Genomic DNA, 14,750 nt, shown 5'->3' on the forward strand with positions numbered 1-14,750 from the left:
TAGATTACAGTGCCTGTAACCAAACGCATCTTGATAGTAAGGATTATTTAGTGACAGACATTTCATCCTCCCCAATACTGACAGTCGAAAACCTTTCTGTAGAATTCGGTCATTCTCGCGTTATTGATAATCTCAACTTTTCAGTCATAGCGGGCCGAACACTTGCTATTGTAGGGGAATCAGGTTCCGGTAAATCCGTCACATCACAGTCCATTATGCGACTCGCTGAAAGTACAGGCGCTAGCTATCCATCAGGGCGCATTTTATTCTCCGGTGAACAAGGGGAAATAGACCTACTATCTCAGTCTCAAGAAGCAATGCGTTCAATTCGTGGTAAAGATATTGCCATGATTTTCCAAGAGCCAATGACATCGCTTAATCCCGTTTTCACTATCGGTGACCAAATTTCGGAGTCTCTTTCTTTACACAAAAAATTAACTAAATCCGCAGCGCTCGATGAAAGCATGAAACTGTTAAAAATGGTTCGGCTACCAGATGCAGAAGATATGCTCAATCGCTATCCTCATCAACTATCAGGCGGAATGAGACAAAGAGTCATGATAGCGATGGCATTGGCCTGCCGTCCAAAGGTACTTATTGCAGACGAACCAACCACCGCACTAGACGTTACGATTCAAGCTCAAATTTTAACCATATTGAATGACCTTCAAAAAGAATTAAATATGGCCGTGATTTTTATCACTCATGATATGGGCGTTGTCGCAGAAATCGCCGACGACGTTGTGGTTATGTGGAAGGGTAAAAAAGTTGAACAGGGTCCTGTTAAAGAATTATTCGCAAACCCTCAACACCCCTATACAAAAGCATTATTAGCCGCCGTTCCAAAACTGGGAAGTATGGCTGGAGAACCCTTCCCTAAGCGCTTTCCTATCACAGTAATGGATGGTGAAGGCACCCGCTTAGTCGGTGAAGAGAAAACCCAAGCGACCGCTTGTTATGATAAAAGCCCTTTATTATCAGTACGAGATCTTGTCACTCGCTTCGATAGCAAAAAAGCTTTTTTGGACGTGTCACTCATAGAGTACATGCGGTAGAGAAAGTCAGCTTTGATATATATCACGGTGAAACATTGGCTCTTGTTGGTGAATCGGGTTCCGGTAAATCCACTATTGGTAGAACCATTCAACAATTACAGCAAGCAACTAGTGGTGATATTAGCTTTGAAGGCAACCCTTTTTCCGATATGAGTAAAGCGGATAAACAGAGATTACGTCAGGAAATTCAATACATTTTCCAAGACCCTCTAGCGTCACTAGACCCTAGAAAAACCATTGGGTTCTCTATTGCTGAGCCAATAAAAACCCATAATTTAATTCGTGGTGAACAAAAAATTCAACAAAGAGTATATGAATTATTAGAACGTGTTGGATTAAGCTCTGAACATGCAGATCGTTATCCACACCAGTTTTCCGGTGGGCAGCGCCAACGAATTTGTATCGCCAGAGCACTGGCATCTAACCCTAAATTAATTATTGCGGATGAAGCTTTATCCGCTCTAGATGTTTCTATTCAAGCCCAAATTATTAATCTCTTCATGGAGCTTCAAGAAGAGCATGGCATTGCTTACTTATTTATTAGTCATGACATGGCTGTCGTTGAGAAAATGAGCCACAGAGTGGCTGTTTTGTACCTAGGTCAAGTCGCCGAACTGGGATCTCGTCAGCAAGTTCTAGAAACACCATCCCATCCTTATACACAGCGTTTACTGAGTGCGGTGCCAATTGCGGATCCAACGATTACCCGTAATCTTGGTCGTCTAACCGGTGAAATCCCCAGCCCTGTACGTCGTGTAGGAAATGAGCCCAGTATTGTTCCGCATCGAGAAATCGCTCCGGGACATTTTGTCGCAGATGCACCATAAGAAGAATAATTTTCACAACGATCACAAAAGAACGGAGAGTTGAAAGATGAACAAAAAAAGCACCTTCAAAACAGCATTAAAAACCTTTGCTGTAACCAGTAGTTTGGCCATGGCAAGCTTAAGCTTTGCTAGCACATTAACCGTCTCTTCCCCACAAGACCCTGGCAGTTGGGATCCTATTGACACTTTTTTGGTCAATTGGGCTGCTGTTGCCACTAATATGTATGATGGTTTGACCTACCGAGGTCCAGATCTAAAGTTACAACCAGGTTTGGCTACATCATGGGAGCAGTTAGATGAAGGTAAACGCATTCGCTTTACTTTACGAGAAGGCGTGACATTTCATAACGGTGAAGCATTTAACTCAGCATCAGTAAAATTTACCTTTGATCGCTTAATGGGTGACGAAGGCAGAAAAGGTCCTCAACGATCGAATTACGCAGCCATTGATACCGTTGAAGTTATTGATGATTACACAATCGACTTTCATTTAAAGGCTGCAGACCCTGTTTTGCTAACAAAGCTCGCTGGCTACGGAGCCATGATAGTGCCGCCAAAATACATTCAAGAAAATGGTGAAGACTTCTTTAATACTCACCCAATGGGAACCGGTCCATTCAAATTTTCTTCTTATGAGCCAAAAGTCGGGATTAAGCTAGAAGCGTTCAGTCAGCATTGGGGTGGTGCTCCAAAACTAACTAACCTTAATTATCGTTTTATTAGCGAGCCATCTACTGCCGTTGCAGAGCTTCAGTCTGGACGTGTCGACTTAGTCATTCCGCCAACGATTCCAATAGGAATGATTACCACCATAGAAAAAGACCCAAACCTTACGATAGCAACAACGATCAGTCCGACGGTTTATGCTTTACGTTTCAATACCAGAGATGGCATCACCAAAGATGAGCGTGTTCGTAAGGCGTTAATTTATGGCGTGGATCGTCAAGCCATTATAGATTCTATTTTAGGAGGACAAGCGGCACCTATAGCAAGCTTCCAAAGTGCTATTTCATTTGGTGAAGACCCTACAATGAAGCCTTTACCTTATGATCCGAGCAAAGCCATGCAGCTATTAAAAGCAGCTGGAATCCAGCCAGGAACCAAATTACAAATAGATATTCGTGGTAATAACGCGACTTTTAATGAAGTTTCTCAAGCCGTTGCGAGTTATCTACAAGTTATAGGCTTAAATGCCACCATCAAACCTTATGAAACCAATGTTCTATTAAATGACATTATTCCAGCGGGTAAAACGGGTGAGATGTTTCAACAATCATGGGGAGGTTGGACGCTTGATTATGATAATACGGCTTACTTCATGTATCACACTGGAGAAAAGTGGAATCCATATGACAGCGATCCAGAGTTAGATGCATTGCTTGAGTCTCAACGCTCCATTACAGATAGAGATAAACGCGAAGAGATTTTGAAAAGTATTGCAAACTACACATCAAATCGTGCTTTAGAAATGCCTCTATATAACTTAAATGCCATTTTTGGTGTATCTAAAAGAGTTAAAAATTTCACACCTGTACCTGATAGCCGCTTACGTTTAACAGATGTAACGGTTGAATAGGTCTATGTTCTAACTTTACTCGAGTAAACCGCATTGCTCTATTCATTAACACTTTTATCAATAGAGCAATGCTTACTGTTTTTTGAAAGGCTATCTTTTTAAAGGAAAAAGTCATGGCGAACTTTTTAATGAAACGATTTCTGCAAGCTATTTTTGTACTGCTAGCAGTAACTTTAATCGTGGCTTTTGCAATACGTCTAACAGGGGATCCAGCCCTTATGCTGACTCAAGGAGCCGGCAGTGTTACCGAAGCGGACCTCATGATGATTCGTGAAGCATTAGGTATTAATAAACCCTTTTTCATTCAATATTATGAATTTTTAAAAGGTTTATTCGTTTTTGACTTTGGCCGTAGTTTTATGGGCGGAACACCCGTTGCAGACTTGATCAGTAAATCATTGCCAGCCACATTAATGTTGGCCGCATCGGTTATGTTTGTTTCTATCGTTATTTCCATTCCTTTAGGTATTAAAGCCGCAGTATCAAAGGGAAAATGGGCAGATCAAACCATCAGAATCCTCTCTCTAATTGGTTTATCCTTTCCCAACTTTTGGCTTGCTCTCATGTTGGTTTTAGTTTTTTCAATTTGGCTTCAGTGGCTTCCACCAAGCGGCATGGATGGCTTCGCCAGCTTCTTAATGCCCGCCTTTACCATGGCCATCATTCTAACCGCCACCAATGTTCGACTAGTACGTTCTTCCATGCTGGAAACACTACAGGCGCAATACATTATGGTTGCAAGGGCAAAAGGCTTGAGTGAAAACACCGTCCTTTATAAGCACGCTCTACGTAATTGTGCGATCCCCCTTATTACCTACTTCGGCCTACAATTTGGCGGTCTATTAGGTGGAATCGTTGTGATTGAACGTGTTTTCAATTGGCCAGGACTTGGCACACTTGCTTTTGATGCAGTAAGTGGCCGTGATTACCCAGTGCTACAAGCCGTTATCACCATTCTATCGATGCTTATCGTTGGCGTTAACCTATTGGTTGATATTGCCTATGGCTTGATCGATCCACGCATTCGTACGGAGTAATAAGATGTCAGCGAATCGTTTTAGTGTAAATCTATCTAATTATAAGAGCCTTGAATTTATTCTTGGCGCTTTATTAACGGGCGGCATTTGCTTCTTAGTCGTCTTTTCCGACTTTTTGTTTCAAGGAGCCGATAAAATTAATTTATCCTCTCGCTTATTAGAACCTTTTACTCATCCAGATCACTTCTTTGGAACAGACCCCCTTGGCAGAGATATTATTGCTAGGGTCGTTGCTGGCGGCAAAGTATCACTTCAAGTCGGGTTTTTATCGGTTGCTGGAGCCGTTGTCCTAGGTGTCATTATGGGGCTTATTTCTGGTTACTATCGTGGTTTCTGGGATGTCATTGTAATGCGATTTGCCGATGTTCAGTTAGCCATGCCATTTATTTTATTAGCCATTACTTTTATTGCTATTGTTGGTGGTGGATTAGCGAATATGATTTTCTTGCTAATCATTTCTCAATGGGTACAGTATGCAAGATTAGTCCGAGGGTCGGTACTGTCACTACGCGATCGAGAATTTATCCAATCCGCTGAGGCCATAGGGGTCAGCCATTTTAATATTCTGTTTCGTCATCTTCTACCGAATTTAATTGGACCTGTTATTGTGCTTACAACACTTAATGTAGCCAATAACATCCTACTAGAAAGTAGTTTAACTTTTCTTGGGCTGGGTGTTGATCCATTAACTCCAAGCTGGGGTGGCATGTTAGCGGATGGACGTACTTATATTCAAAATGCTTGGTGGGTGAGTGTCTTCCCTGGATTAGCAATACTGTTAACGGTTCTGGGTTTAAACCTATTAGGAGACTGGCTTCGAGACAGCCTTGATCCTACAGGTAGGACATCACGATGAGCCATATTTTTTCGACGACCATCGAACCAACAATACAGCAATTAATTGAGCAGTTTGGCAAAATAGACTATCAAGAACACCTGATAGAGGCGTGGGTATTTGGCGATAAAGTGCATCGTCAAATGGCTGAAGCAACCCTGTTAAAACGGGGAGTCAAAGCCAAATTACGCAGTGCTTATAAGCCCTTATTGCATTTTTTTATAGAAGATATCGACTTAGTCGCTAATCAGATTAGTCGCATAGAAGTCCATTATCCGTTACATCCCGAAGCATCAGAAAAACGTTTTCTACTAGAAACCTACCCTCTTTCAGCTTTGCTTGGTAACGCTCAGGTTTATTACATTGCGAATACGCAAGCAACTGACTTTTACAATGTCATTCTCCGTTCTGAATCTGGAATCCAGACTCAATATAAAGTGTTTGCACCTAATAAACTTCACCTTGATCTGATTAAGCAGTCTCATCTATCCCCGACGGGTTGGCTGAAAGTCACCAACCCTGCAGGAAAGGTTACTCAGAATGAGCGCCTGTTAACGGATTACGAGATTCTTTTTAACCAAGGCATGTCCGCTATCGCTAAACACTCATGGAAAGAGACAGAACCTTACTTCGAAGAACTGAATATTCACGTTACCTTGCCTTGGAAAGATCAGCCTTTACCCTATAAGCATGAAGTACTCAGCCTGAGTGAAGCGCTACACGAAGACTTTTATTTCTCAATACAAGAATGGTTCAAGGTAAAAGCGGGGCATAACCCTAATGATCGCAAAGGCCAGCCAGGACAAATTGTCCCAGAAATTCATTATGTAGATGAAGGTAGTTTAAGTATTACGATAGAAGACCGTTGCTATCAAACTCAGCACAGTCAGGGACAACAAACATTGACGTTTGCCAACTCTCCACTGAGTATGTCTCAGGTCCAGACAGAGTTAGAAACCATTAGCGGGGTTCAATTTAATACGAAAACGGTTACCGGAAGAATTATTAACGCTTGTTACCATCAAGGAGCAGACTTTCCGGTAATGATCAGTGGGGGACAACATGCAAATGAAACGACAGGCGTTATTGGGACATTACGTGCCGCTCAAATATTACAGCAAAAACAAAATAGCCACTTTACTATTTCTCCTCTTGAAAACCCAGATGGTTATGCTCTGCATCAGCGGCTCATCTCAGATAACCCCCATCATATGCATCATGCGGCTCGATACACGGCATTAGGCGATGATTTAGAATACCGCTCTACAGAACCCTTCTATGAAAAAGATATTCGCTATCAAGCGAGAGCCATCAGCCAAGCGGATTTACACATCAACTTGCACGGTTATCCATCTCATGAATGGACTCGCCCTCTCTCAGGTTATGTGCCTCGAGGCTTTGACATGTGGACCATACCAAAAGGGTTTTTCTTGATTTTACGTCACAGTAAAGAAGAAAAATGGTCTCAATACGCCGAAGACTTCATTCATCTAGTGACCCAAGAGTTGACCAAAATTCCCGGTGTAATGGCATTTAACAAAGAACAAATCGAGCTTTATCAATTGCATGCAGGGGAAGCTGACTTCCGTATTATCAATGGTTTTCCTTGTTTAATTTCACATGGCAAACCTGAGGACATTCCGATACAACTCATCACTGAATACCCAGATGAGACCCTATACGGTAAACACTTTATAACTGGACATAATATACAAACAGCTACGGTACTGGCAGCTTATGAAGCACATCAAGCTTTGTCAGCACGTTTAACACCTTAATATTTACAGCAGTAGAGCATGCTCTTAGAAATATAGAATGCTACTGCTGCATTCCCTACTCTATTAATCCGCCAATTTTGTAAGTTTTTCTAGCACTCGACCAGCGGCGACTAGGCCGAAGGTAGCGGTAACGACAGTGCTTGAGCCAAAGCCTGAATCACAGCCAAGTTTGGTGTTAGCACCCCAGTCAGGACGCTGCAGGCTAATGTTTCCATCTTCGTGTTGATATCTCAGCTGCTCCGTAGAATACACACATTCAATTTCAAATCGTCGTTTGACATTTTTAGGAAAATTACTATGACGCCTTAAAAAGTTTCTTAGCTTAGCGGCCAATGGATCTCTTTCAGTACGGGATAAATCCGCAATTTGAACTTTAGTCGGGTCAATTTGACCGCCAGCACCACCGATCGTAATGATCTTAACTTTATTGCGGCGGCACCATGCCACCATCGCGGCTTTTGGTTTCAGGCTGTCGATTGCGTCGATAACATAATCGTATTGATTATTAAGCAATTCCGCGACATTCTCTGGTGTCACAAAATCTTCAACAGCATTCACTTGGCAATTAGGGTTAATCAACTTAATACGTTCCGCCATCACATCTACCTTCGCTTTACCGACGTTGCCATCTAAAGCGTGTATCTGACGATTCGTATTAGTGATACAAATATCATCCATATCGATTAGCGTAATATGACCAATACCCGATCTCGCTAATGCTTCGGCCGCCCAGGCGCCAACTCCACCAATACCAACAACACACACATGTGCTTGGGTAAAATACTCATACGCTTTGACTCCGTATAAGCGGCGGATTCCACCAAAACGCTGTTCTTCTGACACCTATAACACCTCAAAAATAAATCTGTTATCATTTTTAAATTAAATGCATTTCTAGAATTAAAACTATACTAAAAATCACATTGGTGAACTAACTTCATTAGAACTGAATTCTATTGAACTTTATTCGACCTGCTTTCAGAAAATACCGTAAATCAAAAGGCTTTATAACAGCATGATTCAGCAAGCATTCGAACAACTTGGTTTAACACCAAGAGAAACGCAATTATACCAAACCTTATTACAACTTGGTCATGCCTCTATTCGCGATATCGCTGAAAAAAGTGGCGTAAACAGAGGTGCTGCTTATGAATCACTTAAACAATTACAAGCTAAAGGTATTGTAAGCTATTTCCCTAAAGGTAAGCGTCGCTTCTTTTCTGCTGAAAGTCCCGATATCCTATTAAGGCTAGCGGAAGAGAAACAGCAACGATTAGAGAAAACCATTGAATCCCTGAAAACAACGATTATTCCGAGTTTGCAACAACAACAGCCAAACTATAGCCAGACAAATGTACGCTATTACGAGGGCGATGATGGTATTGAATGGGTACTTAGAGACATTCTGGATGTAGTATCTCAACAGGACCATAAAGAATATTGTGTATTTTCTTCTAAGCCTATACGACCTTATTTATACCGCCCTTTTCCAACTTATACGAAGCAACGAGTCAAGCTTGGTATTAATGTTAAGGTTATCGCTATCGGTGATGGTGGTGAAGATGCCGAATTATCCCAACGTAAATGGATCAAAACAGAAGGTGCAGTAGACGCCAGTTACATTGCTATTTACCCTCCCAAGTGCGCCATTATTTCCTTGGCTAATGATAACTTCCCTTCCGCTGTCGTGCTTGAATCAAAAGACATTTCTAAAGCACAACAAATCATTTTTGATACTTTATGGAAGTTGTTATAAAACTCATGATTCAAGCATAAAAAAAACCACCCAAGTTTTCACAAAGGTGGTTTTTTTGACTCGTAACGCTGTTAGTTAATTACTTATGACGTAATTGACTAATTGTACGTAAGCGAGCAACAGCTTCAGCAAGTTCAGCCGATGCACGAGAAAAATCAATATCAGAGTTTTGTTGACTCAATAATTCTTCTGCGTGTTTTTTAGCTTCTAGTGAAGCCGCTTCGTCCAGATCATGAGCACGAATAGCGGTATCTGCCAAAACAGTAATACGATGTGGTTGCACTTCTAGGAAACCACCCGATACGAAGATAATCTCTTCTTCACCATTTTGTTTAACCACGCGAACAGGGCCTGGAATCAGTGGAGTCAATAATGGCGCATGTCCAGGTTTAATACCTAGATCACCAAAACTACCGGCTGCCACAAGAGTCTCTACCGATCCAGAGAAAATCTCTTGCTCAGCGCTTACGATATCGCAGTGTACTGTGATAGCCATAAGATGCCTCTCTTGTTCAGGCTTAACCGAAGCTCAATTTTATAAGCTTCGGTTATGCATGGTTAAAGTTTTTTAGCTTTCTCAACGGCTTCGTCGATGCTGCCAATCATGTAGAACGCTTGCTCTGGTAAGTCATCAAACTCACCATCTAGGATGCCTTTAAAGCCGCGGATAGTATCTTTCAAAGAAACATACTTACCTGGCGCACCCGTAAATACTTCAGCTACGAAGAAAGGCTGAGACAAGAAACGCTGGATTTTACGAGAACGGTTAACCGTTTGCTTATCTTCTTCAGATAACTCATCCATACCCAAGATTGCGATGATGTCTTTCAATTCTTTATAACGTTGTAATACAGTCTGTACACCACGAGCTACGTCGTAATGTTCTTGACCAATTACAAGAGGATCCAACTGACGAGACGTACTGTCTAGAGGGTCAATCGCAGGGTAGATACCCAAAGCAGCGATATCACGAGACAATACAACCGTTGCATCCAAGTGAGAGAAAGTGGTTGCTGGAGATGGATCTGTCAAGTCATCCGCAGGTACGTATACCGCTTGGATAGATGTGATCGAACCCGTCTTAGTAGACGTGATACGCTCTTGAAGAACACCCATTTCTTCAGCAAGTGTTGGTTGGTAACCTACAGCAGAAGGCATACGACCCAACAATGCAGATACTTCTGTACCCGCCAAAGTGTAACGGTAGATGTTATCTACGAAGAACAATACGTCACGACCTTCGTCACGGAATTTCTCCGCCATTGTCAAACCAGTCAAAGCAACACGTAAACGGTTACCTGGAGGCTCATTCATCTGACCATATACTAGAGATACTTTATCGATTACGTTCGAATCAGTCATCTCATGGTAGAAATCGTTACCTTCACGAGTACGTTCACCAACACCAGCGAATACAGAATAACCACTGTGCTCGATGGCGATGTTACGGATAAGTTCCATCATGTTTACAGTTTTACCAACACCGGCACCACCAAACAGACCAACTTTACCACCTTTCGCGAACGGACAAACAAGGTCGATTACCTTGATACCAGTTTCTAAAAGTTCATTACCAGAAGATTGCTCCGCATAGCTTGGTGCTGCACGGTGAATAGACCAGCTTTCTTCTGCGCCAATTGGACCTTTTTCGTCAATTGGATTACCTAGAACGTCCATAATACGCCCTAGTGTTTTTGTACCTACAGGAACACTTACAGGGTGATTCGTATTGTCTACAACTAGACCACGTTTCATACCTTCTGTTGATCCCATTGCGATAGTACGCACGATACCATCACCAAGCTGCTGTTGAACTTCCAACACCAACTCTTTGCCCTCGATTGTCAGGGCATCATATATCTTTGGCACACTGTCACGTGGAAATTCCACGTCGATGACCGCACCTATAATCTGTACGATTTGTCCGCTACTCATGTTCGGATCCTCTTAATACCAAAATACCTTAAACCGCTGCCGCGCCGCTTACAATCTCAGAAATTTCCTGAGTAATCGCAGCCTGACGAGCCTTGTTGTACACCAACTGTAGTTCATCGATGATATCACCAGCGTTATCTGTCGCGTTTTTCATAGCCAACATTCGAGCGGCTTGCTCACACGCAATATTTTCAACAACTGCTTGATATACTTGAGATTCGATGAAACGAACTAATAACCCATCAAGAATATCAATGGCCTCAGGTTCGTAAATGTAATCCCAGTGGTGTTGTAATTGTTCATTCTCTTCTGCATTAAGCGGTAAAAGTTGCTCAACCGTTGGTTTCTGAGTCATCGTATTTACGAACTCGTTAGAAACAACATATAAACGATCAAGACGACCTTCATCAAATGCATCCAGCATGACCTTAACACTGCCTACTAGGACAGATGCTTCAGGTGCGTCACCTAAACCAGTAACCGCAGCTGCCACATTACCGCCGTAGTTTTTAAAGAATGATACAGCTTTACTACCGATGGCACAGATATCAATTTCAATACCTTCATCAGAATACTGCTTCATGTCTCTTAATGCTGCTTTGAATATATTGACATTCAAACCACCACACAAACCACGATCAGATGAGACTATGATATAACCAACACGCTTCGCCTCACGATCGGTAAGGTAACGGTGTTTGTACTCAGGATTAGCATTAGCCAAATGGCCAATAACTTGGCGAATTCGCTCCGCATACGGACGAGAAGAAGCCATACGATCCTGAGCTTTACGCGTTTTACTTGCTGCTACTTTTTCCATAGCACGAGTAATTTTACGCGTATTGTTAATGCTCGCAATCTGTGTGCGTATCTCTTTTCCGACTGCCATAATGAACTGCCCTTGTGAGAATGTTAATTCACAAACAACAGAGATGGATTGGCGGCGTCTGATTCTAGACCAACGCCACCAAAGCCATTACCAAGTTTGTGTCGCTTTAAACTTCTCGATTGCCGCTTTAAAAGTTGCTTCAATCTCGCCGTTATAATTACCAGTTTTGTTGATGTCAGCCATCAAATCTGCATGTTCGCTGTGCATATAGCCCAACAAAGACACTTCAAAACTGCCAATTTTGCTTGTTTCAACATCTGCAAGGTAGCCATCATTAGCAGCGTAAAGGATAACGCCCATGTCAGCAACAGGCATTGGACTAAACTGCTTTTGCTTCATCAGTTCAGTAACCTGCTTACCATGTTCAAGCTGCTTACGAGTTGCTTCATCAAGATCAGAAGCGAACTGAGCAAAGGCAGCCAATTCACGGTATTGCGCTAATGCTAGACGAATACCACCGCCTAGTTTTTTAACTATTTTAGTCTGAGCTGCACCACCAACACGAGATACCGAGATACCAGCATTCATTGCAGGACGAATACCTGCGTTGAAAGCACTTGCTTCCAAGAAAATCTGGCCATCAGTAATCGAGATTACGTTAGTTGGTACGAACGCAGAAACGTCACCACCTTGAGTTTCGATGATAGGTAGTGCAGTCAAAGAACCTGTCTGACCTTTCACTTCACCTTTGGTAAATGCTTCTACATAGTCCACGTTTACACGAGACGCACGCTCAAGAAGACGAGAGTGTAAGTAAAATACGTCACCAGGGTAAGCTTCACGACCTGGTGGACGACGCAATAGCAATGAGATTTGACGGTAAGCCCAAGCTTGTTTAGTCAAATCATCATATACGATCAGTGCATCTTCACCGCGATCACGGAAGTATTCACCCATAGTACAACCAGTGTATGGAGCTAAGAACAACATAGCAGCAGGGTCAGATGCACCCGCAGCAACGACTGTTGTATATTCCATTGCACCCGCTTCTTCTAATTTGCGAACTACGTTAGCAATAGTAGATTGCTTTTGACCAATGGCAACATAGATACATTTAATACCACTCTCTTTTTGAGCAATGATAGTATCGATAGCAAGTGCCGTTTTACCAATTTGGCGGTCACCGATGATCAACTCACGCTGACCACGACCTACAGGAACCATAGCATCAACTGCTTTGTAACCTGTTTGTATTGGTTGATCTACTGATTGACGTTCGATTACACCAGGTGCAACTTTTTCAACGGCATCAGTTAATTGTGCATTGACAGGACCTTTGCCGTCGATTGGATTACCCAATGCGTCAACAACACGACCTAATAGTTCTGGACCGATTGGAACTTCCAAGATACGACCAGTACATTTAACTTTTTGACCTTCTACAAGGTTTTGGTAGTTACCCAATACTACAGCACCTACAGAGTCACGCTCTAGGTTTAATGCCATACCATAGATACCACCAGGGAATTCAATCATTTCCCCGTACATTACGTCAGCTAGACCGTGAATCAACACGATACCGTCTGCTACGCTGACAATTGTGCCCTCATTTTGGGCATCAGAAGAAACATCAAGATTGTCAATACGCTTCTTAATGATCTCACTGATCTCAGATGGATTCAGTTGCTGCATGCTAAATTCCTCAACCCTGGTTTCGATTTTTTCAAAACACTAGGAGTTTATCGCCTCGGCCAGTTTCGCTAATTTACCGCGTACTGAACCGTCGATGATTAAGTCACCTGTTCGGATAACCACGCCACCAATTAGGCTTGCGTCTGTTTCACTAGATAGCTTGATCGTACGATCTAACTTTTTACCTAATGAAACGGCTAATGTATTTTCCTGTTCAGTTGTCAAAGGAAAAGCGGATGTGACAACAACGTCCACCGCTTTTTCACTATTCAATCTGAATTCGTTAAACAACGCTGAAATAGCAGGCAATAATGACAAACGATTATTTTCCGCTAAGGTAAGCAAAAATGCTTTCCCTTCAGTAGTTGAAACTTCAGAACATACATCAGCTAGAGCACCTGCCTTTTCTTCCGCACTAAAAGAAGGGTTTGCTAGAGCTTGTGAAAATTTCTTATCATTCGCAGAAAGAGCAAATACGCTAAGCATACTGTCCCATTCCACAACCTGATTGTTTTCACGTGCCACGTCAAACGCTGCTTTTGCATACGGGCGCGCGACTGTCTTTAATTCAGCCATTGGACCCTCGCTTAAAGCTCTGCTGCGAGTTTTTCAACTAGCTCGCTATGGGCTTTCTCGTCAACAATGGCTCCCAAAATTTTCTCAGCGCCAGTCACTGCAAGTAGAGAAACTTGAGAACGTAATGCTTCTTTAGCACGCATCACGTCTTGTTCGATCTCTGCCTGAGCGGCTGTACGCAAACGCTGACCTTCAGTCAATGCTTGCTCTTTCGCCTCATCAATAATTTGGTTTGCACGTTTGTTGGCTTGTTCAATAATCTCGGCTGCTTGAGCTTTGCTTTCCTTCAATGCTTGAGTAGCTTGTTCTTGTGCTAACTCAAGATCTCGTGAAGCACGGTTCGCTGCTTCTAAACCATCTGCAATTTTCTTGCTGCGCTCTTCTAGCGCAGCAATGACTGGTGGCCACACGTATTTCATGCAGAACCAGACGAAAATGGCAAACGAAATAGCTTGGCCGAAGAGTGTGAGATTCAAATTCACGCTAATGTCCTCGCTCTAAGTCGTTTAAAAAAGTTTTTACGAAATATACGCAAGAACTTAGCCAGCAACCTGAGCAACGAATGGGTTAGCGAAAGTGAAGAACAACGCAATACCAACACCGATCATTGTTACGGCATCAAGAAGACCCGCTACGATGAACATTTTAACTTGCAGCATTGGAACCATCTCAGGTTGACGCGCAGCGCCTTCCAAAAATTTACCACCTAGTAGACCAAAACCAATCGCAGTACCTAAGGCACCTAGACCGATTAGAAGGGCTACAGCGATCGCAGTAAGACCAACTACAGTTTCCATTTTAACTCCTACATTTTCACAGTTTTAGATTCAAGGTTTATAAAAATTTTTACTAAG

The 14,750-nt window shown here is 42.4% G+C and carries 15 protein-coding genes; 7 read left to right on the forward strand and 8 right to left on the reverse strand.

All coding sequences use genetic code 11. From position 1 onward, the window contains the following. The first annotated feature begins 50 nt into the window (after positions 1-50). The 6 genes from O1D97_RS09165 to O1D97_RS09190 all read left to right on the forward strand — a co-directional run bounded on the left by O1D97_RS09165 (position 51) and on the right by O1D97_RS09190 (position 7,108). A complete protein-coding gene (locus tag O1D97_RS09165) occupies positions 51-1,055 on the forward strand; it encodes an ATP-binding cassette domain-containing protein (RefSeq protein WP_269124915.1) in 1,005 nt (334 codons plus the stop codon). A 35-nt stretch (positions 1,056-1,090) separates the two neighbouring features. Next, on the forward strand, positions 1,091-1,882 hold the full coding sequence (locus O1D97_RS09170) for an ATP-binding cassette domain-containing protein (protein ID WP_269124917.1): 792 nt from the start codon (positions 1,091-1,093) through the stop codon (positions 1,880-1,882). 46 nt (positions 1,883-1,928) lie between these two features. Continuing rightward, complete coding sequence (locus tag O1D97_RS09175) at positions 1,929-3,458, forward strand: ABC transporter substrate-binding protein (protein ID WP_269124919.1); 1,530 nt, start codon at positions 1,929-1,931, stop codon at positions 3,456-3,458. A 113-nt stretch (positions 3,459-3,571) separates the two neighbouring features. Continuing rightward, positions 3,572-4,495 carry an ABC transporter permease gene (locus tag O1D97_RS09180; RefSeq protein WP_269124921.1) on the forward strand — a complete coding sequence of 308 codons (924 nt, stop codon included), beginning with the start codon at positions 3,572-3,574 and terminating at the stop codon, positions 4,493-4,495. A 4-nt stretch (positions 4,496-4,499) separates the two neighbouring features. After that, positions 4,500-5,351, forward strand: a complete 852-nt coding sequence (locus O1D97_RS09185; protein WP_269124923.1) for an ABC transporter permease — start codon at positions 4,500-4,502, stop codon at positions 5,349-5,351. After that, complete coding sequence (locus O1D97_RS09190) at positions 5,348-7,108, forward strand: M14 family metallopeptidase (protein ID WP_269124925.1); 1,761 nt, start codon at positions 5,348-5,350, stop codon at positions 7,106-7,108. Before O1D97_RS09185 ends, O1D97_RS09190 begins: the two co-directional genes overlap by 4 nt. Positions 7,109-7,171: 63 nt before the next feature. Here the strand turns inward: O1D97_RS09190 and tcdA are convergent, their stop codons facing one another. Next, the gene (gene tcdA / locus O1D97_RS09195) at positions 7,172-7,951 is read right to left on the reverse strand and encodes a tRNA cyclic N6-threonylcarbamoyladenosine(37) synthase TcdA (protein WP_269124927.1); all 780 of its coding nucleotides are present in this window, start codon (positions 7,949-7,951) and stop codon (positions 7,172-7,174) included. 172 nt (positions 7,952-8,123) lie between these two features. Here tcdA and O1D97_RS09200 point away from each other — a divergent pair, with 172 nt between their 5' ends. Continuing rightward, complete coding sequence (locus O1D97_RS09200) at positions 8,124-8,864, forward strand: TrmB family transcriptional regulator (RefSeq protein ID WP_269124929.1); 741 nt, start codon at positions 8,124-8,126, stop codon at positions 8,862-8,864. Positions 8,865-8,943: 79 nt separating this feature from the next. Here O1D97_RS09200 and O1D97_RS09205 read toward each other — a convergent pair whose 3' ends face one another. The 7 genes from O1D97_RS09205 to atpE form a co-directional block, all read right to left on the reverse strand. Then, positions 8,944-9,360 carry a F0F1 ATP synthase subunit epsilon gene (locus tag O1D97_RS09205; protein WP_191601684.1) on the reverse strand — a complete coding sequence of 139 codons (417 nt, stop codon included), beginning with the start codon at positions 9,358-9,360 and terminating at the stop codon, positions 8,944-8,946. 62 nt (positions 9,361-9,422) lie between these two features. Continuing rightward, positions 9,423-10,799: a F0F1 ATP synthase subunit beta gene (gene atpD, locus O1D97_RS09210; RefSeq protein ID WP_269124932.1), complete on the reverse strand. Its 1,377-nt coding sequence runs from the start codon at positions 10,797-10,799 to the stop codon at positions 9,423-9,425. 28 nt (positions 10,800-10,827) lie between these two features. Further along, the gene (gene atpG / locus O1D97_RS09215) at positions 10,828-11,688 is read right to left on the reverse strand and encodes a F0F1 ATP synthase subunit gamma (protein WP_191601686.1); all 861 of its coding nucleotides are present in this window, start codon (positions 11,686-11,688) and stop codon (positions 10,828-10,830) included. A gap of 87 nt (positions 11,689-11,775) precedes the next feature. After that, positions 11,776-13,320: a F0F1 ATP synthase subunit alpha gene (gene atpA, locus O1D97_RS09220; protein WP_269124934.1), complete on the reverse strand. Its 1,545-nt coding sequence runs from the start codon at positions 13,318-13,320 to the stop codon at positions 11,776-11,778. Positions 13,321-13,359: 39 nt separating this feature from the next. Then, the gene (locus O1D97_RS09225; RefSeq protein WP_269124936.1) at positions 13,360-13,896 is read right to left on the reverse strand and encodes a F0F1 ATP synthase subunit delta; all 537 of its coding nucleotides are present in this window, start codon (positions 13,894-13,896) and stop codon (positions 13,360-13,362) included. A gap of 11 nt (positions 13,897-13,907) precedes the next feature. Next, the gene (locus tag O1D97_RS09230) at positions 13,908-14,378 is read right to left on the reverse strand and encodes a F0F1 ATP synthase subunit B (RefSeq protein ID WP_191601689.1); all 471 of its coding nucleotides are present in this window, start codon (positions 14,376-14,378) and stop codon (positions 13,908-13,910) included. A 57-nt stretch (positions 14,379-14,435) separates the two neighbouring features. After that, positions 14,436-14,693 carry a F0F1 ATP synthase subunit C gene (gene atpE, locus O1D97_RS09235; RefSeq protein WP_009834415.1) on the reverse strand — a complete coding sequence of 86 codons (258 nt, stop codon included), beginning with the start codon at positions 14,691-14,693 and terminating at the stop codon, positions 14,436-14,438. Between the last annotated feature and the right edge of the window lie 57 nt (positions 14,694-14,750).

This window comes from Marinomonas phaeophyticola (assembly GCF_026966905.1).
Taxonomy (GTDB): domain Bacteria; phylum Pseudomonadota; class Gammaproteobacteria; order Pseudomonadales; family Marinomonadaceae; genus Marinomonas; species Marinomonas phaeophyticola.

What these genes read in the sequence shown, in the direction of transcription:
- O1D97_RS09175 (WP_269124919.1), top strand. Translation starts at nt 1,929, where the DNA reads ATGAACAAAAAAAGCACCTTCAAAACAGCATTAAAAACCTTTGCTGTA.
- O1D97_RS09180 (WP_269124921.1), top strand. Translation starts at nt 3,572, where the DNA reads ATGGCGAACTTTTTAATGAAACGATTTCTGCAAGCTATTTTTGTACTG.
- O1D97_RS09185 (WP_269124923.1), top strand. Translation starts at nt 4,500, where the DNA reads ATGTCAGCGAATCGTTTTAGTGTAAATCTATCTAATTATAAGAGCCTT.
- O1D97_RS09190 (WP_269124925.1), top strand. Translation starts at nt 5,348, where the DNA reads ATGAGCCATATTTTTTCGACGACCATCGAACCAACAATACAGCAATTA.
- O1D97_RS09200 (WP_269124929.1), top strand. Translation starts at nt 8,124, where the DNA reads ATGATTCAGCAAGCATTCGAACAACTTGGTTTAACACCAAGAGAAACG.
- O1D97_RS09205 (WP_191601684.1), bottom strand. Translation starts at nt 9,360, where the DNA reads ATGGCTATCACAGTACACTGCGATATCGTAAGCGCTGAGCAAGAGATT.
- atpD (WP_269124932.1), bottom strand. Translation starts at nt 10,799, where the DNA reads ATGAGTAGCGGACAAATCGTACAGATTATAGGTGCGGTCATCGACGTG.
- atpG (WP_191601686.1), bottom strand. Translation starts at nt 11,688, where the DNA reads ATGGCAGTCGGAAAAGAGATACGCACACAGATTGCGAGCATTAACAAT.
- atpA (WP_269124934.1), bottom strand. Translation starts at nt 13,320, where the DNA reads ATGCAGCAACTGAATCCATCTGAGATCAGTGAGATCATTAAGAAGCGT.
- O1D97_RS09225 (WP_269124936.1), bottom strand. Translation starts at nt 13,896, where the DNA reads ATGGCTGAATTAAAGACAGTCGCGCGCCCGTATGCAAAAGCAGCGTTT.
- atpE (WP_009834415.1), bottom strand. Translation starts at nt 14,693, where the DNA reads ATGGAAACTGTAGTTGGTCTTACTGCGATCGCTGTAGCCCTTCTAATC.